Annotated in this window: 21 protein-coding genes; 11 read left to right on the forward strand and 10 right to left on the reverse strand. The window is 64.0% G+C overall.

All coding sequences use genetic code 11. The annotated features are described in order from the left end of the window. Positions 1 to 75 precede the first annotated feature (75 nt). The 4 genes from GYA95_RS17860 to rpoE all read right to left on the reverse strand — a co-directional run bounded on the left by GYA95_RS17860 (position 76) and on the right by rpoE (position 3,877). Complete coding sequence (locus GYA95_RS17860) at positions 76 to 1,476, reverse strand: DegQ family serine endoprotease (protein WP_370290353.1); 1,401 nt, start codon at positions 1,474 to 1,476, stop codon at positions 76 to 78. Between the two features lie 222 nt (positions 1,477 to 1,698). Beyond that, positions 1,699 to 2,661 (reverse strand): MucB/RseB C-terminal domain-containing protein, encoded by a 963-nt coding sequence (locus GYA95_RS17865; protein ID WP_015271599.1) that lies wholly within the window; start codon positions 2,659 to 2,661, stop codon positions 1,699 to 1,701. Positions 2,662 to 2,673: 12 nt separating this feature from the next. After that, entirely contained in the window at positions 2,674 to 3,264 is a 591-nt protein-coding gene (locus GYA95_RS17870) for a sigma-E factor negative regulatory protein (protein WP_015271600.1), read from the reverse strand. Between the two features lie 31 nt (positions 3,265 to 3,295). After that, entirely contained in the window at positions 3,296 to 3,877 is a 582-nt protein-coding gene (gene rpoE, locus GYA95_RS17875) for an RNA polymerase sigma factor RpoE (RefSeq protein ID WP_003252049.1), read from the reverse strand. A gap of 434 nt (positions 3,878 to 4,311) precedes the next feature. Here rpoE and nadB point away from each other — a divergent pair, with 434 nt between their 5' ends. Continuing rightward, complete coding sequence (gene nadB / locus GYA95_RS17880) at positions 4,312 to 5,916, forward strand: L-aspartate oxidase (RefSeq protein WP_013974000.1); 1,605 nt, start codon at positions 4,312 to 4,314, stop codon at positions 5,914 to 5,916. A 100-nt stretch (positions 5,917 to 6,016) separates the two neighbouring features. On the opposite strand, the gene GYA95_RS17885 is transcribed toward nadB, so the two are convergent. Next, on the reverse strand, positions 6,017 to 6,481 hold the full coding sequence (locus GYA95_RS17885) for a protein YgfX (RefSeq protein WP_015271601.1): 465 nt from the start codon (positions 6,479 to 6,481) through the stop codon (positions 6,017 to 6,019). Continuing rightward, positions 6,465 to 6,719: an FAD assembly factor SdhE gene (locus GYA95_RS17890; protein ID WP_003252043.1), complete on the reverse strand. Its 255-nt coding sequence runs from the start codon at positions 6,717 to 6,719 to the stop codon at positions 6,465 to 6,467. The genes GYA95_RS17885 and GYA95_RS17890 overlap by 17 nt, the downstream gene beginning before the upstream one ends. A 133-nt stretch (positions 6,720 to 6,852) precedes the next feature. Between GYA95_RS17890 and ygfZ the strand changes: the two genes are divergently transcribed. Then, the gene (gene ygfZ / locus GYA95_RS17895) at positions 6,853 to 7,794 is read left to right on the forward strand and encodes a CAF17-like 4Fe-4S cluster assembly/insertion protein YgfZ (RefSeq protein WP_015271602.1); all 942 of its coding nucleotides are present in this window, start codon (positions 6,853 to 6,855) and stop codon (positions 7,792 to 7,794) included. A gap of 55 nt (positions 7,795 to 7,849) precedes the next feature. After that, positions 7,850 to 8,656 (forward strand): HDOD domain-containing protein, encoded by an 807-nt coding sequence (locus GYA95_RS17900; protein WP_015271603.1) that lies wholly within the window; start codon positions 7,850 to 7,852, stop codon positions 8,654 to 8,656. Between the two features lie 126 nt (positions 8,657 to 8,782). Here GYA95_RS17900 and GYA95_RS17905 read toward each other — a convergent pair whose 3' ends face one another. Beyond that, the gene (locus GYA95_RS17905; RefSeq protein ID WP_015271604.1) at positions 8,783 to 10,162 is read right to left on the reverse strand and encodes a sensor histidine kinase; all 1,380 of its coding nucleotides are present in this window, start codon (positions 10,160 to 10,162) and stop codon (positions 8,783 to 8,785) included. Then, complete coding sequence (locus tag GYA95_RS17910; RefSeq protein WP_013974005.1) at positions 10,155 to 10,826, reverse strand: response regulator; 672 nt, start codon at positions 10,824 to 10,826, stop codon at positions 10,155 to 10,157. The genes GYA95_RS17905 and GYA95_RS17910 overlap by 8 nt, the downstream gene beginning before the upstream one ends. A 200-nt stretch (positions 10,827 to 11,026) precedes the next feature. On the opposite strand from GYA95_RS17910, the gene GYA95_RS17915 reads away from it, so the two are divergent. The 5 genes from GYA95_RS17915 (at position 11,027) to GYA95_RS17935 (ending at position 16,522) form a co-directional block, all read left to right on the forward strand. After that, positions 11,027 to 12,316: an OprD family porin gene (locus GYA95_RS17915; protein ID WP_015271605.1), complete on the forward strand. Its 1,290-nt coding sequence runs from the start codon at positions 11,027 to 11,029 to the stop codon at positions 12,314 to 12,316. 46 nt (positions 12,317 to 12,362) lie between these two features. Then, the gene (locus GYA95_RS17920; RefSeq protein WP_013974007.1) at positions 12,363 to 13,343 is read left to right on the forward strand and encodes a Bug family tripartite tricarboxylate transporter substrate binding protein; all 981 of its coding nucleotides are present in this window, start codon (positions 12,363 to 12,365) and stop codon (positions 13,341 to 13,343) included. Between the two features lie 178 nt (positions 13,344 to 13,521). Further along, a complete protein-coding gene (locus GYA95_RS17925) occupies positions 13,522 to 13,980 on the forward strand; it encodes a tripartite tricarboxylate transporter TctB family protein (protein WP_015271606.1) in 459 nt (152 codons plus the stop codon). A gap of 3 nt (positions 13,981 to 13,983) precedes the next feature. Beyond that, positions 13,984 to 15,498, forward strand: coding sequence for a tripartite tricarboxylate transporter permease (locus tag GYA95_RS17930; protein ID WP_013974009.1), 1,515 nt, complete (start codon positions 13,984 to 13,986; stop codon positions 15,496 to 15,498). Then, positions 15,491 to 16,522 (forward strand): AbrB family transcriptional regulator, encoded by a 1,032-nt coding sequence (locus GYA95_RS17935; protein WP_015271607.1) that lies wholly within the window; start codon positions 15,491 to 15,493, stop codon positions 16,520 to 16,522. The genes GYA95_RS17930 and GYA95_RS17935 overlap by 8 nt, the downstream gene beginning before the upstream one ends. Positions 16,523 to 16,642: 120 nt before the next feature. Here GYA95_RS17935 and ung read toward each other — a convergent pair whose 3' ends face one another. Next, positions 16,643 to 17,335: a uracil-DNA glycosylase gene (gene ung, locus GYA95_RS17940; protein WP_015271608.1), complete on the reverse strand. Its 693-nt coding sequence runs from the start codon at positions 17,333 to 17,335 to the stop codon at positions 16,643 to 16,645. Between the two features lie 126 nt (positions 17,336 to 17,461). On the opposite strand from ung, the gene GYA95_RS17945 reads away from it, so the two are divergent. Then, positions 17,462 to 18,568 (forward strand): enoyl-CoA hydratase/isomerase family protein, encoded by a 1,107-nt coding sequence (locus tag GYA95_RS17945; RefSeq protein WP_015271609.1) that lies wholly within the window; start codon positions 17,462 to 17,464, stop codon positions 18,566 to 18,568. A gap of 147 nt (positions 18,569 to 18,715) precedes the next feature. Here the strand turns inward: GYA95_RS17945 and GYA95_RS17950 are convergent, their stop codons facing one another. Then, positions 18,716 to 19,168, reverse strand: coding sequence for a lipoprotein (locus GYA95_RS17950; protein ID WP_015271610.1), 453 nt, complete (start codon positions 19,166 to 19,168; stop codon positions 18,716 to 18,718). A gap of 143 nt (positions 19,169 to 19,311) precedes the next feature. Between GYA95_RS17950 and GYA95_RS17955 the strand changes: the two genes are divergently transcribed. Both GYA95_RS17955 and GYA95_RS17960 read left to right on the forward strand, forming a co-directional pair. Then, complete coding sequence (locus GYA95_RS17955) at positions 19,312 to 19,524, forward strand: cysteine-rich CWC family protein (protein WP_015271611.1); 213 nt, start codon at positions 19,312 to 19,314, stop codon at positions 19,522 to 19,524. 9 nt (positions 19,525 to 19,533) lie between these two features. Further along, positions 19,534 to 20,226 (forward strand): pseudouridine synthase, encoded by a 693-nt coding sequence (locus GYA95_RS17960; protein ID WP_015271612.1) that lies wholly within the window; start codon positions 19,534 to 19,536, stop codon positions 20,224 to 20,226. Positions 20,227 to 20,618 lie beyond the last annotated feature (392 nt).

Here is a 20,618-nt window from a genome sequence, read left to right on the forward strand (position 1 = left end):
CCCCTGAATGACAAAGCCCGGCGCTCACGCACCGGGCTTGTCAAGCCGGACAATGCCTGCGAAGGCAACTACACCTTATTCAGCCAGCTTGAAAGTAATGAAGCTGGCACGGCCCTGACGCAGTACGCGCATCGACACCGAACGGTTCTTCGGCAGTTCCTTGGCGATTTCGGTGAATTCCTTGGCCGAACCGATAGCTTGGTTGTTCAGGTGACTGATCACATCACCCGGACGCAGGCCGATCATCGCGGCCGGGCCATCCTGAACTTCCTTGATGACCACACCACCCTTGAGTTCGAGGGCTTTCTTCTGTTCGGCGGTCAGGTCGGCAACCGAGACGCCCAGGCGGTTGCTGCTACGCTCGGCGCTGCCTTCGGCGCCGGTACCGATGTCGGCATCTTCGTCGGGCAGTGCGCCAACGCTGATGTCGAGGTTCTGGCGCTTGCCGTTGCGGATGATCTCCAGCTTGGCCTTTTCGCCATCCTTGAGGCTGCCGACCAGATGCGGCAAGTCGGCCGACATGATGATCGGCTGGCCGTTCATGCTCAGGATCACGTCACCCACCTGCAGGCCGCCCTTGGCTGCAGGGCCGTTTTCCAGCACCTGTGCCACCAGGGCACCGGCCGGCTTGTCCAGGCCGAACGATTCAGCCAGGTCCTTGTTGACCTCCTGGATCACCACGCCCAGCCAGCCGCGGCTGACCTTGCCGTCTTTCTTCAGCTGATTGGAGACATCGATCGCCACATCGATCGGGATGGCGAACGAAAGGCCCATGAAACCACCGGAACGGGTGAATATCTGCGAGTTGATACCCACTACTTCGCCATTCATGTTGAACAGCGGGCCGCCGGAGTTTCCGGGGTTGATGGCCACGTCCGTCTGGATGAACGGTACGTAGGTGTCATTGGGCAGGGTACGGCCCTTGGCACTGACGATACCTTTGGTCACCGAATGGTCAAAGCCGAACGGCGAACCGATGGCCAGCACCCACTCGCCCACCTTGAGCTTCTCGGAATCACCCAGCTTGACGGTCGGCAGGTTCTTGCCCTCGACCTTGAGCAGGGCCACGTCGGTGCGCGGGTCGGTGCCGACCAGTTTGGCCTGCAGCTCGCTGCGGTCCGACAGGCGGACGATGATCTCGTCGGCATCGGCTACCACGTGGTTGTTGGTCAGTACGTAGCCATCACTGGAAATGATGAAGCCCGAACCCAGCGACTGGGCCTCGCGCTGGCGGTCGCCACGCGGTGAGCGCGGTTGCTGCGGCATGTTGCGCTCGAAGAACTCGCGGAACATCGGCGGCAGGCCTTCCAGGTCGGGCATCTGCCCGGCGGCCATGCGGCGGTCCGGCAGTTTCTGCTTGGTACTGATGTTGACCACGGCTGGCGAGGCCTGCTCGACCAGGGTAGTGAAGTCCGGCAGGGCTTCCTCGGCCTGGGCGCTGAGCACCTGGCCGAGCATCAGCACGGCGGCGAACATCGATAGGTAGGATTTCAAGCGTGGTATTGACATACGGCTCCCGTCACAACGAGCGGTAGTTTAGAAAGGCCCCTGCACAAAACAGGAAAGGCCAGACTCCTAGAAGCCTGACCTATAGAAAATTTGCCGATGGATTGCAAATGACAATGCTTTAATTTCATTTCAGCGGCATGTCCGCACGCCTTGGCATGGCCTGCACGCCATGCCCGCAAATGCACGCCATCACTGGCGCGCCTGGCCATCCTGGGGGCGCATCGACAGCGCCACACGCTCTGCGGTACCCAGCGGAATCTCGCCGACCACAGTGACCATGACCTTGCCTTTGGGCGTGTTCAGCCGACGCGAGACCGCCGAGGTCGGGCCAAGCTGGGTGCGCATGTCGGTCCCGCCCTCATCCTTTACCGGCTCGAGGAACACCGAGAAGCGCGCCAGGCCATCGTCATACATCAGGCTGCTGACCGTGCTGTCATTCTTGGGGTCGCGGCGTACCGAGCTGTTGACCAGCTCGAAGCCGGGCGGCAGCCAGTCCGAACGCCAGCCGGCGACCGTGTCATTGGCGGCAGCAGCCACATGCTGCACCGGCTTGCATGCAGCACTGGCGCGCAGGTCATCATCGCTGGGTGCGTCAGTATCGAGACGGGTCATCTGGAAGCGCTCCAGCAACTGCCCCTTGTCGTTGATCATCAACGAGCGCAGCGGCAGGCCAGTAGTGCGGTCCAGGTGCAATTCGAAGGCATAGCGGTGCTGGTCGCGCGGGGTGAGCGTCACGATCACGGCATCGCGTCCGGCGACCCGCGACCTGCCCGCCACGCTCAAGTCATACCAGCCCATCAGTTTCAGCGGATCAAGTACACGCTGCGTAGTGTTCGGGGGCGTCGTCACTCCACTGACCAAGGCCCCGCTGACGCACTCCACCTTGCCATCCACGCGCACGATCTCCTGAGCGGCACCATCGAGCTGCAACAGCCGCTCGCTGACCTTGCCGTCGTCGACCCTGTGCCAGATCTCGTGGGAAGAGAAACTGCCGTTCCGTTCGTAGACAAAAGAGCCTTGGTAGCTCTGCTTTTGCTCGGCCTGTGCCAGCTTGCTCAGCCACTCGCTTGCCTCGGGCGAAGAATTGGCCGCCAATGCTGGCACCGTCACGCAGCTGCCAATCAGCAGCGACAGGAGAGGTAGCGCGCGCATGATCCTCCTTACTTAACGGTTTTCCAGGCTGGCGGCGCGGGCATACGGCAATGCGGTTTCAGTGCCCTTGAGCGCAGATTCCTGGGCATGCTGGCGCAGGTAGCCTGGCAGACGCTGATCCCAGCCGGCCTGGTTCTGCAGCACGCCGTTGGCCATCGGCCCGGTCGGTTGCTCACTGCTCTCACTATAGCCTGCCAAAACGGCAGGGCCTTGTGCTTGTGGCACACTCAGGCCTTGCTGGGCAGGTTGCTGGGCAGCAAGCTCGGCGCCAGTGATCTCGTCCTGGTTGTACATGCGCACACCGGCCAGCACCGCTACGGTGACCGAAGCAGCTACCGCCAGGCGGCCAATGCTGCGCCATGGCCCTTTCTTGACCTTGGCCGGCACGGCTTCGTCAGCCAGCGCTGCAGACACCGCCGAGGCGATATCCAGGTTAGGCAGCAGCAGCTCCTTGTGCATGGCTGCGCGGGCTACCTGGTAACGCGACCAGGTGGCACGGGTTTCAGCATCGTCTACGGCGTTCAACACACGACGCAGTTCAAGCTCGTCCGCTTCGTTATCCATCACCGCGGACAGCGATTCCTGCAAAGCTTCACGACTCATGGCGGTTCCTCTCTTGGCTGTCGCCGCTGTCTCAGGTTTCCTGCAGCAAAGGTTGCAGGGCTTTGTCTATTGCCTCCCGAGCGCGGAAGATTCGAGAGCGCACGGTACCCACCGGACATTGCATGACACTGGCAATGTCTTCGTAACTCAGCCCGTCGAACTCGCGCAGGGTCAGCGCCGTGCGCAGGTCTTCAGGCAGTTGCTGGATGGTGCGATGGACAGTGCCTTCGATTTCATCCCGCAACAACGAGCGCTCTGGGGACTCGAGATCCTTGAGACCATGATCGCCGTCGTAAAACTCCGCATCCTCGGAGCTCACATCACTGTCTGGCGGCCGTCTTCCACGGGACACCAGGTAGTTCTTCGCCGTGTTGATGGCGATGCGGTACAGCCACGTATAGAACGCACTGTCTCCGCGGAAGTTGCCAAGCGCACGGTAGGCCTTGATGAAGGCTTCCTGTGCTACATCCTGGGCCTCGTGGGTGTCGTGAACGAACCGCACGATCAACCCGAGAATCTTGTGCTGATACTTCAGCACCAACAGATCGAACGCTCGCCTGTCACCACGCTGAACGCGCTCGACAAGCTGCTGATCCTCTTCCTGGGTTAGCATGAACACTCCTCAGTGAACTCGAAGGAGCGTTGCATCAGCCATCGTTCAGGCTTGCAACCATAGACTCGGGCTTTGCGCAAAAGTTCTCCCCTCCAAGCAAGTTTCCTGCAGCCCTTGGTCGGCTTGCACGAAAGACGCGGCACGGTCACGGCCGGCTACGTCGATAATCAGGTTTCGAGTACGCAGGGACAGCCCGGACAGGCCTGCCGCCCTGCGTCGCCGCGGCAAGTTGTGGCGCGTGGGCAGCCTTCATAGGATTTCCGGCCATGTCGGAAAGTTCCCACAAAGGTTGTCGCGACCAGGCAAGTGGCATGGAAATTGGCCACCCGGGGCTGCTATAAAGGCAACCCGGCCAGCTTTTACGATAGTTTCACAATGCCATCGGCGCGTGACTATTGTGCCGCGCCCCTTCCAAAGAATACTAGTGTCCCGACATGAGCCAACAATTCCAACATGATGTCCTGGTGATCGGCAGCGGTGCCGCCGGTCTCAGCCTGGCACTGAACCTCCCCAGCCACCTTCGAGTCGCCGTACTCAGCAAGGGCGACCTGGCCAACGGCTCGACCTTCTGGGCCCAGGGCGGTGTCGCGGCGGTGCTGGACAATACCGATACCGTGCAGTCGCATGTCGAGGACACCCTCAATGCCGGCGGCGGCCTTTGCCATGAAGACGCCGTGCGCTTTACCGTCGAGCACAGCCGCGAGGCCATCGAGTGGCTGATCGAGCAAGGCGTGCCCTTTACCCGCGACGAGCACTACAGCGTCGACGACGGCGGCTTCGAGTTCCACCTGACCCGCGAAGGCGGCCATAGCCACCGGCGCATCATCCACGCCGCCGACGCCACCGGCGCAGCCATCTTCACCACGCTGCTGGAGCAGGCCCGCAAACGCCCGAATATCCAGTTGCTGGAGCAGCGCGTGGCGGTCGACCTGATCACCGAACGCCGCCTCGGCCTGCCCGGCGAGCGCTGCCTGGGAGCCTACGTGCTCGACCGCAACACCGGCGAAGTGGACACCTTCGGTGCGCGCTTCACCGTGCTGGCCACTGGCGGTGCGGCCAAGGTGTACCTGTATACCAGCAATCCCGACGGTGCCTGCGGCGACGGCATCGCCATGGCTTGGCGGGCTGGCTGCCGGGTGGCGAACCTGGAGTTCAACCAGTTTCACCCGACTTGCCTGTACCACCCACAGGCCAAGAGCTTCCTGATCACCGAAGCCCTGCGTGGCGAAGGTGCCCTGCTGCGCCTGCCCAATGGCGAACGCTTCATGCCACGCTTCGACCCGCGCGAAGAACTGGCGCCGCGCGACATCGTGGCCCGCGCCATCGACCACGAGATGAAGCGCCTGGGCGTGGACTGCGTATACCTGGATATCACCCACAAGCCGGTCGACTTCATCAAGAGCCACTTTCCCACCGTGTATGAGCGCTGCCTGGCCTTCGGCATCGACATCACCCGTCAGCCGATCCCGGTGGTGCCAGCGGCGCACTACACCTGCGGAGGGGTGATGGTCGACGACCGCGGCCACACCGACGTGCCGGGCCTGTATGCCATTGGCGAAACCAGCTTCACCGGCCTGCACGGCGCCAACCGCATGGCCAGCAACTCGCTGCTGGAATGCTTCGTCTATGGCCGTGCCGCCGCCGCCGACATCCAGGCGCACCTGGATGAGGTGACCATGCCCAAGGCCTTGCCCGGCTGGGACGCCAGCCAGGTCACCGACTCGGACGAGGACGTGATCATTGCGCACAACTGGGACGAACTGCGGCGCTTCATGTGGGACTACGTAGGCATCGTGCGAACCAGCAAGCGCCTGCAGCGAGCGCAGCATCGCATTCGCCTGCTGCTGGACGAAATCGACGAGTTCTACAGCAACTACAAGGTCAGCCGCGACCTGATCGAATTGCGCAACCTGGCGCAGGTGGCCGAGTTGATGATCCTGTCGGCCATGCAGCGCAAGGAAAGCCGCGGACTGCATTACACACTGGATTACCCGGGGATGCTGGACGAGGCCAAGGACACCATCCTTAGTCCGATCTAAGTCCGGCCCCTGGCGCGGCAATTTCAGCGCCTGCGAGATCGAGCGCCGCCCGCGCGGCGCTCGATCTTGCAGGCGCTGAAGTTGCCACGACGAACACCTGTCAGCCCTGACTCGCCCCCACCCCTGCCCACCTGCGCCGGCTGAACTTCAACCGCACCCGCAAACGCCGGTGCTCATCAGCCCCCAGCGCATCACGCGGCACACATTGGCTCTCCCCCAACCAGCGCCCCGCCCGCACAAAGCGCAACACCACCAGCGCCGGCAACGCCACGCTGTCCCGGCACAAGCGCACCGGCTGCCAGCCACGGGCACGGCTGAACACCTGCCAGCCGCGCACATCACGGCGCAGGCCGACAACGGCATGCTCATGCGTCAGCAGAATACGTCGGGGAATGGCCCAGCCAGCGTGGGCAATACAGGCGGCGACAACTGCAAGGGCCGACCACCCGGGCAGCGGGCTCGCCCATACGGCGAACCACGCCAGTACCTGGCAACCCAGGTAGACCGCCAGCAGCAGGCGCGAGCCTTGCCAGCGGCACTCGAAGCACTCACTTGGGCTGGACACGATCCAGGATGATGCGGACCATGCGCTGCAGCTCCGGGTCTTCGGACTCGGTGCGCTCCATGAACCAGCCGAACATGTCCTGATCCTCGCAGCTCAACAGACGCACGTAGAGTTCGCGGTCGGTTTCGTTGAGCGTGGGGTAGACTTCCTGGGTGAAAGGCACCAGCAGTACGTCCAGTTCCAGCATGCCGCGGCGGCTGTGCCAGAAAAGCCGGTTGAGTTCAGTTTGTTCGACCATGGGGCCCTCCTCGAATGGCCCGCCAGTATACAGCCAGGCGAGCGAAGCGACACCGGGCGTTGGTCTAGTCAACTACCTATTTTGTTACCGGCGTTCTATGATGGCCGCCAGTCTTTAGCCACCGCGATGACCCATGGCCGATTCCGCTTTCTTCTGCCCCCTGTCCCACGAGGGCATCCTCGCCGTCCGCGGCTCCGATGCAGGCAAGTTCCTGCAAGGCCAGCTGACCTGCAACATCAACTACCTCAGCCCGGAACACGCCAGCCTCGGCGCCCGCTGCATGGTCAAGGGGCGCATGCAGTCGAGTTTCCGCATCCTGCCCGAAGGCAACGGCTACCTGCTGGCCATGGCCAGCGAGCTGCTCGACGCCCAGCTGGTCGACCTCAAGAAGTACGCCGTGTTCTCCAAGGCCACGCTGACCGATGAAAGCGCTGCCTGGGCACGCTTCGGCCTGCAAGGCGGCGATGCGGCGCTGCAGGCCCTGGGGCTCGATGTGCCTGCGGCAGCCGGTAGCACCGTGCGCCACGACGGGTTGATCGCCATCGCCGTGTCCGCCGACCGCGTGGAACTGTGGGTACCGGCAGACAACGCCGACCGCGTTCGCCAGGCGCTGGCCACCGCGCTGCCCGAAGGCAGCCTGGACGACTGGCTGCTGGGTCAGATTCGCGCCGGTATAGGCCAGGTCATGGGGCCGACCCGCGAGCTGTTCATCCCGCAGATGATCAACCTGCAGGCCGTCGACGGCGTCAGCTTCAAGAAAGGCTGCTACACCGGTCAGGAAATCGTTGCCCGCATGCAGTACCTGGGCAAGCTCAAGCGCCGCCAGTACCGCCTGGCACTGGACCAGCAGGCCATTCCGGCCCCGGGCGTCGAGATTTTCTCGCCCACCCATGGTTCGTCGGTCGGTGAAGTGGTCATTGCTGCCAGCAACGGCACAGGCTGCGAACTGCTCGCGGTGCTCAGCGCCGAAGCGGTGGAAGACGACAACCTGCACCTGGGCAGCCTCGATGGCCCAAGCCTGCAGGTGTTGACCCTGCCCTACGAACTGGACCGCGACCGGGAAATCCAGCGCTGACCAGCCTGCCCCGCCTACATGGCGGGGCCGCACCACCACTGCGGTAGACACGCCCATGAACAAGCTGGCCGAGATGGTTCAAGCACAGTTGCTCGATGCCATCGAAAAGGATGACCTGGTCCTGCCGACCCTGCCGGAGGTTGCCTTGAGCATCCGCGAGGCGGCGGAAGACAGCGAGATCAGCGTAGCGGCCCTGAGCAAGGTGATCGGTCGCGATGCGGCCCTTTCAGCGCGCCTGATCAAAGTCGTCAACAGCCCGCTGCTGCGCGCGGCGGTCGAGGTCACCGACCTGCACACCGCCATCACGCGGCTGGGCATCAACTACAGCTGCAACCTGGCCATTGGCCTGGTGATCGAGCAGATTTTCCACGCACGGGCGCCGGCTGTGGAGCAGAAGTTACGCGATATCTGGGCCAACAGCCTGGATGTGGCGGGCATCAGCTACGAAATCTGCCGACGCTTTACACAACTCAAACCCGACCAGGCCACCCTCGGCGGGCTGGTCAACCAGATTGGCGCGCTGCCGGTACTGATCTACGCCGAAGAGCACAACGAACTGCTGTCGGACCCAGTGTGCCTGCATTATGTGATCGAGCAGATCCAGCCAGTGCTGGGCGACAAGATCCTCAAGGCCTGGGAGTTTCCGGAGCAACTGGTCAACCTGCCGAGCCAGGTGCAGGACCTGGACCGGCAGACTGACAAGATCGACTACATCGACATCGTGCAGATCGCCCGCTGCATCAGCCAGCGAGGCCGCCACCGGCCGCTGGCGGCACTGCCGGCATACCGCCACCTGGGCCTGCCGTACGGCACCGAGCTTGAAGTGGGTGAACTGATCGAGGCGCGGAGCATGTTGCGCTGACCGGTGTCAGCCTGTTCGGACCTATCGCCGGCAAGCCAGCTCCCACAGGGATAGCACATGACTTGAGGTCAATGCAGTCGAGGTGGGAGCTGGCTTGCCGGCGATAGGGCCGGTACAGGCAACACATCAATCCGCGATAAAACTCACCCGCACCCGCAACCCGCCCTTCGCACCGTCATGCAGGCTCACCTGTGCCAGGTGCGCCCGGCAGATCTCGCCGACAATCGCCAAGCCAAGCCCACTGCCCTGCGCACTGCGCCGGTAGAAGCGCTCGAACACCCGCTCACGCTCGGCCTCGGGAATCCCCGGTCCGTCATCCTCCACCTCCAGTACCGCCGGCGTCAGCACTCGCAAGATCACGTTGCCGCCAGTCGGCGTATGCGCCAAGGCATTGTCCACCAGGTTGCTCAACAGCTCGTTGAGCAGCGTCGGCTCCCCCTTCAGCCACACCGGCGCCTCGGCCTCCAGGGCCAGCGCCACCCCGCGTTTGTGCGCCAGCGGTGCCATGGCCATGCCCAGCTCACGAGCCAACTGACTCAGGTCCAGGCGCTGCGCGCCGCCTTCTGCAATCGCCCGCGCACCGTTCTCGACCCGCGCCAGCGACAGCAGCTGGTTGGCCAGATGGGTCAGCCGGTCGGTGCCCTGGGCCGCGGACTCCAGTGTCTGCCGCCACTCCTGCGGCTCGGCCGAACGCAGGCCCAGCTCGACACGTGCCTTCAGCGCTGCCAGTGGCGTGCGCAACTCGTGGGCAGCGTCCGCGATGAACTGCGCTTGGCGCTCGAACTGGCCTCGCAAACGCTCAGTGAAATGGTTCAAAGCCCGCACCAGTGGGCCCAGCTCACGCTGCACCTGCACCACCGGCAAGGCCCTCAGGTCGTCCGGCTGGCGCTCTTCCACCGCCGTGCGCAGGCGCTCCAGCGGTCGCAACGCGGCACTCACGGCAAACCACACCATCACCAGCGCGCCCAGCGCCAGCATCCCCAGGCGCAGCAGGGTATCGGCCATCAGGCCACGGGCCATGCGCACCCGCGCTTCCTCGGTCTCGGCCACACGGATTTCCGCCATGCCGTTCATGTTCGGCTCGCTCACCGGCTTCAACAGGCTGACCACGCGCACGTCCTGGCCCAGGTAGGTGGCGTTGTAGAACCGCGCCAGCGCCGGGTAATCGTCGGTACGCGGCGTGCCCGGCGGCGGCGCTGGCAGGTTCTCGTAGCCGGAAATCAGCCGCTGCTGGATGTCCAGCACCTGGTAGTAGATTCGCCCGGCACTGTCGTAGGCGAAGGTGTCCAGGGCCACGTAGGGCACATCCGCGCTCAGCGAACCGTCACGCTGGGACAGGCCTGCGGCAATGGTCCTTGCCGAGGCCAGCAGGGTCCGATCGTAGGCGGTGTCGGCGGCCTCACGGCCGTTCCAGTAGGCGCTCAGGCCGCTGGCCAGCATCAACACCACCAGCAGCAAGGCCAGGTTGCCGAGCAAGCGCCCACGCAGGCTGCCGTTGTCACGCATCGCGGTGCTCGAGCAGGTAGCCCAGGCCACGGAAGGTGACAATCGCCACCGGGTGGCCGTCGAGCTTCTTGCGCAGGCGGTGGATGTAGATTTCGATGGCATCAGGGCTGGCTTCTTCGTCCAGGCCGAACACCTGGGCGGCCAGTTGCTCCTTGCTCATCACCCGGCCCGGGCGGGCGATCAGCGCTTCCAGTACGCTTTGTTCGCGAGAAGTCAGTGTCAGGTTGTCGCCACCCAAGGTGAAGCGCCGGGTATCCAGATCGTATACCAACGGCCCGCAGCGTTGCTGGCGCTCGCCACCGAGCACGCTGCGCCGCAACAGGGCCTTGACCCGTGCTTCCAGCTCGGTCAGCTCGAACGGCTTGGCCAGGTAGTCGTCGGCGCCCAGGTTCAGCCCATGAACCCGGTCCTTGACGTCGCTGCGCGCGGTCAGCATCAGCACCGGCAGGGTCTTGCCACGGCCGCGCAGACGCGCCAGCACCTCGAAGCCGTCCATGCGCGGCAAGCCGACATCCAGCACGGCCACGGCGTACTCCTCGCTGGCCAGGGCCAGGTCGGCGGCCACGCCGTCATGCAGCACATCCACGGTCAGGCCATGGCTTTTCAAGGCCTGGGCCACGCTTTCAGCCAGTTGCAGGTGGTCTTCGACCAGCAGCACACGCATCGGATTCTCCCTGCTCGGGTGGGACGGTGGCGCGGAGTGTACCGCTGTCGGCAGGCCTGTGAAGCCCTGTCGACAAACCTTTCACGCTGAAAGGTTAGCGAAAGGTTGGTTACCTAGCATCGCACCACGGTCGCCCTACGCGCCGAAAAAAAGCACCAGCAAGGTGCAACGAATAAGAACAATAAACGGAGCCATCAGTGATGCTGTCATCGCAGCCACAGGCGTTCGCGCCTACCCGTTCCTTTGCCGCACGCCCTTCCGCCATCGTCAGTGCCCTTGCGCTTGCCGGTGTCGCGCCGATGAGCCAGGCCGCCTTCTTCGAAGACAGCACGGCCACCTTCGAAACCCGCAACATGTACTTCAACCGCGATTTCCGCGACGGCACCAGTGCACAGCAATCCAAGCGCGACGAGTGGGCCCAGGGCTTCATGCTCAACTTCGAGTCTGGCTACACCGATGGCACCGTAGGCTTCGGCCTGGATGCGCTGGGCATGCTCGGCATCAAGCTCGACTCCAGCCCCGACCGCACCGACACCGGCCTGCTGCCGACGCACGATGACGGCAAGGCCGCCGACGAGTACTCCAAGCTCGGCCTGACCGGCAAGGTGAAGGTGTCGCAGACCGAACTGAAGATCGGCACTCTGATCCCCGAACTGCCGACCCTGCAGCCCAACGATGGGCGCATCCTGCCGCAAACCTTCGAAGGCGGCCTGCTCACCTCGAAGGAGGTCAAGGGCCTGACCTTCACCGGAGGCCGACTGGACAAGGCCAAGGACCGCAACGACACCAACTGGGAAGACCTGGCCCTGAACAACAAGAACGGCCGCTTCGGTGGCTCGTTCAGCGCCGACAACCTGGACCTGGCCGGCCTCGACTACCAGTTCACCGATCGCATCACCGGCAGCTACCACTTTGCCCAGCTCGACGATATCTACCGCCAGCACTTCATCGGCATGGTCGCCACCCAGCCATGGGGCCCCGGCACCTTGGGCGCCGACCTGCGCCTGGCCGTGAGTGACGACGCCGGCGCCGCCAAGGCCGGCAACATCGACAACACCACCTTCAATGGCATGCTCAGCTACGCCCTGGGCGGGCACAAGGTCAGCGCCGCCTGGCAGCAATTGTCAGGCGACAGCGCCTTCCCGTACGTCGATGGTGCCGACCCGTACCTGGTCAACTTCGTCCAGATCAACGACTTCGCAGGCGCCGACGAACGCTCCTGGCAGGCGCGCTACGACTACAACTTCGCCGCGCTCGGCGTGCCCGGCCTGACCTTCATGACCCGCTACATCAGCGGCGACAACGTCAGCCGCGCCGCCGGTGGCGAGGGCAAGGAGTGGGAACGCGATACCGAGATGAAGTACGTGGTACAAAGCGGCCCGTTGAAGAACGTCGCCGTGCGCCTGCGCAACGCCACCTTCCGCTCCAACTTCGCCCGCGACGCGGACGAGGTGCGGCTGCTGGTGAGCTACAGCGTGGCGCTGTGGTAACCCCATAGCGATAACTTGATAACAACAACGCTCACGGAGAAAGACGATGACCTACTCACTGCGCCGCCTCGTCCTCGCTACCGGCTGCCTGCTGTTGGCCGGCAACGCCCTCGCTGCCGAACCGAAACGCCCCGAATGCATTGCTCCCGCCTCGCCCGGCGGCGGCTTCGACCTGACCTGCAAGCTGGTGCAGAGCGCCCTGGTGCAGGAAAAAATCCTCACCAAGCCGATGCGCGTCACCTACATGCCCGGCGGTGTCGGTGCGGTGGCCTACAACGCCGTGGTCGCCCAGCGCCCGGCCGATGCCGGCACCCTGGTGGCCTGGTCCAGCGGTTCGCTGCTGAACCTGGCCCAGGGCAAGTTCGGCCGCTTCGACGAGAACGCGGTGAAATGGCTGGCCGCCGTCGGCACCAGCTATGGCGCCATCGCAGTGAAAAGCGACTCGCCCTACAAGACCCTCGACGACCTGGTCGCAGCGTTGAAGAAAGACCCGAGCAAGGTGGTAATCGGCTCCGGCGGTACCGTCGGCAGCCAGGACTGGATGCAGACCGCCCTGATTGCCAAGGCCGCCGGCATCAACCCGCGTGACCTGCGTTACGTCGCCCTGGAAGGTGGCGGCGAGATCGCCACGGCGTTGCTGGGCGGGCATATCCAGGTAGGCTCGACCGACATCTCCGACTCCATGCCGCACATTCAGAGCGGCAACATGCGCATCCTCGCGGTGTTCTCGGAAAAGCGCCTGGACGAGCCCGAGATGAAAGACATCCCCACCGCCAAGGAACAGGGTTACGACATCGTCTGGCCAGTGGTACGCGGCTTCTACCTGGGGCCAAAGGTGAGCGACGAGGAATACGCCTGGTGGAAGCAGTCATTCGACAAGATGCTGGCTTCGGAAGACTTCGCCAAGTTGCGTGACCAGCGCGAACTGTTCCCGTTCGCCATGACCGGTGCAGAGCTGGACGGCTATGTGAAGAAGCAAGTGGCTGACTACAAGACACTGGCCAGGGAGTTTGGCCTGATCCAGTAACACGCCAACGCCGTTCGCTCCATGTAGGAGCGGCCTTGTGTCGCGAAAGGGCTGCGAAGCAGCCCCAGCGATTTGTGCAGCGATGCTGAAATCCTGGGGCCGCCTTGCGACCCATCGCGACACAAGGCCGCTCCTACAAAGGATCTGCGTCTTGCCGATGAACAACGAGGATTCCTTCATGATCCTGCAACGCATCTTCGCCCTGGCCCTGCTGGCGGTGTGCGCCGCCCTGGCCGTGATGGCCTGGCCTTACCAGGCGGCGTTTTCCTATGAACCGGTGGGCCCGCGCGCCTACCCGCTGTTGACGCTCGGCCTGCTCGGCCTGGGCCTGCTGTACCTGGTGTTCCGTCCCACCCCCATCGTGCGCAAGGACGACGAACCGGAACTGGACCGCGAGACCCTGATCAAGATCGCCGCCTGCGTCGGCCTGCTGATCGTGTTCGCCAGCACCTTCGAAGCCCTGGGCTTCATCCTCAGCGCCATCCTGGTCGGCGTGCCCATGGCCCGCCTGTACGGCGGCCGCTGGCTGCACAGCGCCATCGTGGTGGCGGGCATGAGCCTGTTTCTCTACTGGCTGTTCGACCGCGTGATGGACGTGCCCCTGCCCCTTGGCCTGCTGAGCGTACTGGAGAACTGACACATGGATACCTTGAGCTACCTGGGCCAGGGCTTCGGCGTCGCCCTGTCCCCTTACAACCTGGTCACCGCCCTCACCGGCACGCTGATCGGTACCGTGGTCGGCCTGCTGCCGGGCCTGGGCCCGATCAACGGCGTGGCCTTGCTGATCCCCATCGCCTTCGCCCTCGGCCTGCCGCCGGAATCGGCGCTGATCCTGCTGGCAGCGGTGTACCTGGGCTGCGAGTACGGCGGACGCATCAGTTCGATCCTGCTGAACATCCCCGGCGAAGCCTCGACCGTGATGACCACTCTCGATGGCTACCCGATGGCCCGCAATGGTCTGGCTGGCGTAGCGCTGTCGCTGTCGGCCTGGAGTTCGTTCATCGGTGCGCTGATCGCCACCTGCGGCATGGTGCTGTTCGCACCGCTGCTGGCGAAATGGGCAATCGCCTTCGGCCCGGCGGAGTACTTCGTGCTGATGGTGTTCGCCATCGTCGCCCTCGGCGGCATGGCCGGCGACAAGCCGCTGAAAACCTTCATTGCCGCTTTGATCGGCCTGTTCCTGTCGGCAGTCGGCATCGATGCCAACAGTGGCGTGTACCGCTTCACCGGCGACAGCGTGCACCTGGCCGACGGCATCCAGTTCGTGGTACTGGTGCTGGGCCTGTTCTCCATCAGCGAAATCCTCCTGCTGCTGGAAAAGACCCACCATGGCCACCAGGCAGTCAAAGCCACCGGCCGCATGCTGTTCAACTTCAAGGAAGCGGCCTCGGTGTTCGTGGTCAATATCCGCTGCGGCTTGCTTGGCTTCATCATGGGTGTGCTGCCTGGTGCCGGTGCAACACTGGCGAGCGCCGTGGCCTACATGACCGAAAAACGCCTGGCGGGCGACAAGGGCAAGTTCGGCAAGGGCGACGCCCGCGGCCTGGCCGCACCGGAAACCGCCATCGGCGCCTCCTGCTGTGGCGCCCTGGTACCGATGCTGACCCTGGGCGTACCTGGCTCGGGCACCACCGCGGTGATGATCGGCGCGCTGACCTTGTACAACATCACCCCAGGCCCGCTGTTGTTCGAACAGCAGCCAGACATCGTCTGGGGCCTGATCGCCTCGCTGTTCGTCGCCAACATCATGCTGGTGATCCTCAACATCCCGATGATCCGCATCTTCACCCGCATCCTCGCCGTGCCAAACTGGGCGCTGGTACCGGTGATCGCCATCATCACCGCGATCGGCGTTTACGCCGTGCATGCCACTACCTTCGACCTGTTCCTGATGGTCGGTATCGGCATCATGGGCTATATCCTGCGCAAGCTGGACTTCCCGCTGTCGCCGATCCTGCTCGGTTTCATCCTCGGTGGGTTGATGGAGCAGAACCTGCGCCGGGCGCTGTCGATCTCCAACGGCGAACTGGGCATCCTCTGGTCGAGCCCGATCAGCATGTCGGTATGGGTACTGACCATTTGCATGCTGACCCTGCCGCTGCTGCGCATCTGGCGCAAACGCAGCCTGCAGCGCCGGGCGATGGCCGATGCCTGATCGCTCGTTGCCGTTGTTTGTCGCGACCGGGCTGGTCGGCCTTGCTGGCGGTTTTGCCGCCAGCAAGGTCGGCTGGCCTTTGCCGTGGATGGTCGGCTCGTTGCTGGCGATCATCCTGGTGCGCTGCCTGACACCCTGGCAGCTGCCGGAAATCCCCAATGGCCGCAAATGCGGGCAATGCATCATCGGTATCGGCATTGGCCTGCACTTCACCCCGGCGGTGATCGAGCAGGTGGCCAGCCATTTCGCACTGATCTTCTTCGGCGCGCTGTTCACCACCTTGTCCAGCGTGATCAGCGTATGGCTGCTGCGGCGCACCGGTGAAGACCGTGCCACGGCGTTCTTCGCCAGCATGCCGGGCGGTTCGGGGGAGATGGTCAACCTTGGCGCCCGCAATGGCGCAGTGCTCAGCCAGGTGGCGGCGGCGCAAAGCCTGCGCGTACTGGCGGTGGTACTGTGCGTGCCGGCGCTGTTCAAGTTCCTGCTGGGTGACGGGGTACCGCTGAATCACACCGGCAGTGTGAGCTGGGGCTGGCTGGCGCTGACTGCACCGCTGGGCGTTGCCGTCGCCCTGCTGTGGCAGCGCTTGCGCCAGCCCAACCCGTGGTTGTTCGGGCCATTGTTGGTCGCAGCCACCGTGAGCCTGGCGGGCGACCTGCAGATAACCCTGCCCAATGGCGCCAGCCAGATCGGCCAGTGGTTGATCGGCAGCGGCCTGGCCTGCCACTTCAACCGCGCGTTCTTCCGCCGCGCACCGTCGTTCCTTTGCCGCACCCTGGTGGCCACGGCGTTGTGCATGGCGATTGCCGGCAGTGCCGCATGGGTGCTGAGCATGATGACCGCGCTGGATCTGCGTTCGCTGACATTGGGGATGATGCCGGGCGGAATTGCCGAGATGAGCCTGACGGCGGAGACCCTGCAGCTGTCGGTGCCGCTGGTGACGGCGCTGCAGGTGATGCGCTTGTTGTTTGTGCTGTTTCTGGCAGAGCCGTTGTTCCGGGTGTGGAACGCCAACCCGGAATAATCGCGTCGCCTGCTTCGCGGGCTTGCCCGCTCCCACAGGTACTGCATCGCCCTCAAGGCAGGTGCTATCCCTGTGGGAGCGGGCAAGCCCGCGAAGCAGGCGACGCGTTCTTTCAGGTGATCACAGCGGTGGCAATGCCCAGTTGATCGGCGCCAGCCCGCGCTGCTGGAGGAAACTGTTGGCCCGGCTGAAATGCCCGCACCCCAGGAACCCACGGTAAGCCGACAACGGTGATGGATGCACCGATTTCAGCACCAGGTGCTTGGTCCCGTCGATCAGCTTCTGCTTGCTTTGCGCATGCGAGCCCCACAGCAGGAACACCACGTTCGGGCACTGCTCGCTAACCACCTGGATGATCCGGTCGGTAAAGAACTCCCAGCCCTTCTTGGCATGCGACGCGGCATTGGCACGCTCCACGGTCATGGTCGTGTTGAGCAAAAGCACGCCCTGCTCGGCCCAGCTCTGCAGGTAGCCATGACTGGCAATCGGGATGTTCAGGTCGCGCTGCAGCTCCTTGTAGATGTTGACCAGCGAAGGTGGCGTGGCCACGCCCGGTTGCACCGAGAAGCACAGGCCATGCGCCTGACCCGGCCCGTGGTAAGGGTCCTGGCCAAGGATGACCACCTTCACCTGCTCCAGCGGCGTCGAGTTGAGCGCGTTGAAGATCAACGGCCCTGGCGGGTAGATCTCTTTGCCGGCGGCGTACTCGCTGCGCAGGAACTCGCGCAACTGATGCATGTAGGGCTGGTCGAATTCCGCGCGCAAGGCGGCCTTCCAGCTGGGTTCGAGTTTGATGCGATCGTCGTCAGTCATGGGGCCTTCCATAAACAATGGCGCGACACTAGGTAAGCCCTTCCCGCTTGTCAAACGATCCGACCGACGACCGGCATGTTCGGCCAGGCAAGCCATACTTGGGCGATGACTTGCGCGAGGTAGTCCATGGCCATTCATTGCGAGGTACTCACCGGCGCCGATGGCGCCCGCATCGGCATCGCCACCCTGGATGCGCCCAAGGCGCTCAATGCGCTGAGCCTGCCGATGATCGAGGTATTGGGCGAACAGTTGCACGCCTGGGCTCGCGACCCGGGAATCGTCTGCGTGCTGCTGCGCGGCAACGGTGCCAAGGCCTTCTGTGCCGGCGGTGATGTGCGTGCGCTGGTACAAGCCTGCCGCGACCACCCTGGTAGCGTGCCCCCGCTGGCCGCCACCTTCTTCGCCGCCGAATACCGCCTGGACTTTGCCCTGCACACCTATCCCAAGCCGTTGCTGTGCTGGGGGCACGGGCATGTGCTGGGTGGTGGCATGGGCCTGCTGCAGGGCGCCAATGTGCGTATTGTCACCCCCAGCAGTCGGCTGGCCATGCCGGAAATCAGCATCGGCCTGTACCCGGACGTGGGCGCCAGCTGGTTCCTTGCCCGCCTGCCGGGCAAGCTGGGGTTGTTCCTCGGCCTGACAGGCGCGCCGATCAATGCCCACGACGCCCTGGACCTGGGCCTGGCCGACCGCTTTCTGGGTGAGCACCAGCAAGAGGCGCTGATCGAGGAACTGCTGCAGCTGAACTGGCAGGAACAAACTACCCTGCAACTGAACAGCCTGCTCAAGGCCGAACAGCACCGCGCCTGCGCCGAGTTGCCCCAGGCCCAGTGGCTGCCGCGGCGACAGGTAATCGATCAGTTACTCGACGTGGCCGACGCAGCAGCCGCCTGGCGTGCGCTGGAGGGGCTCAAGCACCACGACGACCCGCTGCTGGCAGATGCCGGCCAACGGTTGCATGAAGGTTGCCCGCTGACCGCACACCTGGTGTGGGAACAGATCCGCCGGGCACGGCAGCTGTCGTTGGCGCAGGTGTTTCAGATGGAATACAGCATGAGCCTGAACTGCTGCCGCCACCCGGAATTCAGCGAAGGCGTGCGTGCGCGCTTGCTGGACAAGGACAACCAGCCGCACTGGCACTGGCCCGATGTGGCGCAAGTGCCGGCGGCGGTGGTGGAGGCGCATTTTGCCAAGGTGTGGGAGGGGCGGCATCCGCTGGCGGATCTCGGGTAGCTTCGAGAAGTTGGGGCTGCATTGCAGCCCATCGCGACACAAGGCCGCTCCCACAGGTACAGCGATGGTTTCCAATGCTGCGCCGTACCTGTGGGAGCGGCCTTGCGTCGCGAAAGGGGCGCAACGCGCCCCCGGTTTTCAATTCACCTACCGCTGCCAGTTCCCCCCTTGCCCGTGCCCACGCCGCCCGTCCCCGCGTCGGTCACTATCCCCCCGCCCGCTAGAGTGCCAACGGTCATTCTGCTGGTAGCGCTGGCTGCCACCGCGATAATCATGACGGTCCCGGTCGCGCCCATAGTCATACCGCTGGCGGTTGCCATAGTCGTTTCGTGGGTTGCCATACCATTGCTTCATCCCCGGCTGCGGATGAGACCGGTAGTGAGGCGCGGGCGCCGAGCGGTAGTAGTAGCGTGGCGCAGGCTGATAGTAATAACGGGGCTGCGGCGCTACGTAATAGCGGTCATAGCGGTAATAATCCGGTGACACATAACGGTCGGAGTAGTAGTGGTCCGATCGGTAATAGCCCCCGCTCTCGTAGTACGGAACGCAGGCGGAAGTCATCAGCCCCAGCAGGGCGATCAACAGGATTCGATAGGACATGGCGGCCTCCTGGACCGCTGGAGTGCCCGAACAGCGGCGCTGGCGAGCATCGATGCGAAATGCGATCATCGACGTTGAATAAGACAGTGCCGCCAAGGTGCAGTGCCATTTCTGCAACAATTTGATACAGGTGAGCGGCAGCCATGCCCGACAACCAGCACTGCCCCGCTTGTGGCGCCCTCAACCAGTGCAGCTTGGCCGATCCGCGCCGGGCCACCCAGGCCTGCTGGTGTTACAGCGTGACCATCGACCCTGCCGTGCTCGAGGCCCTGCCCGCCGAGCTGCGCGACAAAGCCTGCCTGTGCCCGCGCTGCGCCGCCGTCGAAGAACAACTTCGCTCCCCCGCTTCCGACTGACCGTTTGCCATGCGCCTCGACCGTTTCCTCGCCAACCTGCCCAGCCACAACCGCCAGCAAGTCCGTCTGATGCTGGCGCAACGCCGCGTGCGGGTGGATGGCCAAGTGGTCAGCGACCCACTGGCCGAAGTGCGCGAATTCAGCCGCGTGGAGCTGGACGACCAGCTGCTGCAGGCTGGCCGCCCGGCACGCTACCTGATGTTGCACAAGCCCGCAGGCTGCGTCAGCGCCACCCAGGACCCGCAACACCGCACCGTGCTCGACCTGCTGCCAGCCGGTTTGCGTGAGGACCTGCACATTGCCGGGCGCCTGGACTTCAACACCACGGGCTTGATGATCCTGACCAACGATGGCCAATGGTCACGCCGGCTTACCCAGCCCGCGACCAAGCTGCCCAAGCACTACCTGGTGCAAACCGAGGACGAGATTGGCGAGCACTATGTGGCCAAGTTCCTCGAGGGCTTCTACTTCGCTTTCGAAGACCTCACCACCCTGCCCGCCCAGCTGGACATCCTCGGGCCGCGCCAGGCACGGCTGTCGATCGTCGAAGGGCGCTATCACCAGGTGAAGCGCATGTTCGGCCATTTCGACAACAAGGTGGTGGGGTTGCATCGGGAGAGCATGGGGGCGATCCGGCTGGACCCGGGGTTGGCGCCAGGGGCGTTTCGTGAGCTGACGGCGGATGAAATAGCGACGGTCTAGGTTGGCTGTTCCGGCCTCTTCGCGGGCTCGCCCGCTCCCACAGGGGCCGCGTAGCACGCAAAGCCTGACTCGAAACGTGGAAAGGGCCGGACCAGACAGATCAGGGTCGTCATACGACCGCTCAGCGACAAAAGTCACATTTCCCCCCGAACGGCACTTGCGGGATTCCCGACCCACTGCTTGAATCCAAATCGTCAGTCTGCATGTGACTACCAAGTCACGACCGCAGTCGAAGACACTTTTTGCCGGCCACCCAAGGCCTCGATGCCTTGGGGCACGGCGAATTGCCCGCCAAAAACAATACCGTCGACGCACGTGCCAAGGATCGACACAGGGCCCCCCGGTTTCTCTTCAGGCAAATGCCTACCTGTCATAAAGAACGTGCACCCTAG

Source organism: Pseudomonas asiatica (assembly GCF_009932335.1).
In the GTDB taxonomy this organism is placed as follows: Bacteria; Pseudomonadota; Gammaproteobacteria; order Pseudomonadales; family Pseudomonadaceae; genus Aquipseudomonas; species Aquipseudomonas asiatica.

Coding starts and splice junctions, on each gene's coding strand:
- GYA95_RS17905 (WP_015271604.1), bottom strand. CDS start 10,162: ATGCGTGACAACGGCAGCCTGCGTGGGCGCTTGCTCGGCAACCTGGCC.
- GYA95_RS17920 (WP_013974007.1), top strand. CDS start 12,363: ATGACCTACTCACTGCGCCGCCTCGTCCTCGCTACCGGCTGCCTGCTG.
- GYA95_RS17930 (WP_013974009.1), top strand. CDS start 13,984: ATGGATACCTTGAGCTACCTGGGCCAGGGCTTCGGCGTCGCCCTGTCC.
- GYA95_RS17945 (WP_015271609.1), top strand. CDS start 17,462: ATGGCCATTCATTGCGAGGTACTCACCGGCGCCGATGGCGCCCGCATC.
- ygfZ (WP_015271602.1), top strand. CDS start 6,853: ATGGCCGATTCCGCTTTCTTCTGCCCCCTGTCCCACGAGGGCATCCTC.
- nadB (WP_013974000.1), top strand. CDS start 4,312: ATGAGCCAACAATTCCAACATGATGTCCTGGTGATCGGCAGCGGTGCC.
- GYA95_RS17955 (WP_015271611.1), top strand. CDS start 19,312: ATGCCCGACAACCAGCACTGCCCCGCTTGTGGCGCCCTCAACCAGTGC.
- GYA95_RS17950 (WP_015271610.1), bottom strand. CDS start 19,168: ATGTCCTATCGAATCCTGTTGATCGCCCTGCTGGGGCTGATGACTTCC.
- GYA95_RS17870 (WP_015271600.1), bottom strand. CDS start 3,264: ATGAGTCGTGAAGCTTTGCAGGAATCGCTGTCCGCGGTGATGGATAAC.
- GYA95_RS17900 (WP_015271603.1), top strand. CDS start 7,850: ATGAACAAGCTGGCCGAGATGGTTCAAGCACAGTTGCTCGATGCCATC.
- GYA95_RS17890 (WP_003252043.1), bottom strand. CDS start 6,719: ATGGTCGAACAAACTGAACTCAACCGGCTTTTCTGGCACAGCCGCCGC.
- GYA95_RS17960 (WP_015271612.1), top strand. CDS start 19,534: ATGCGCCTCGACCGTTTCCTCGCCAACCTGCCCAGCCACAACCGCCAG.
- GYA95_RS17915 (WP_015271605.1), top strand. CDS start 11,027: ATGCTGTCATCGCAGCCACAGGCGTTCGCGCCTACCCGTTCCTTTGCC.
- GYA95_RS17925 (WP_015271606.1), top strand. CDS start 13,522: ATGATCCTGCAACGCATCTTCGCCCTGGCCCTGCTGGCGGTGTGCGCC.
- rpoE (WP_003252049.1), bottom strand. CDS start 3,877: ATGCTAACCCAGGAAGAGGATCAGCAGCTTGTCGAGCGCGTTCAGCGT.
- ung (WP_015271608.1), bottom strand. CDS start 17,335: ATGACTGACGACGATCGCATCAAACTCGAACCCAGCTGGAAGGCCGCC.
- GYA95_RS17910 (WP_013974005.1), bottom strand. CDS start 10,826: ATGCGTGTGCTGCTGGTCGAAGACCACCTGCAACTGGCTGAAAGCGTG.
- GYA95_RS17865 (WP_015271599.1), bottom strand. CDS start 2,661: ATGCGCGCGCTACCTCTCCTGTCGCTGCTGATTGGCAGCTGCGTGACG.
- GYA95_RS17935 (WP_015271607.1), top strand. CDS start 15,491: ATGCCTGATCGCTCGTTGCCGTTGTTTGTCGCGACCGGGCTGGTCGGC.
- GYA95_RS17860 (WP_370290353.1), bottom strand. CDS start 1,476: ATGTTCGCCGCCGTGCTGATGCTCGGCCAGGTGCTCAGCGCCCAGGCC.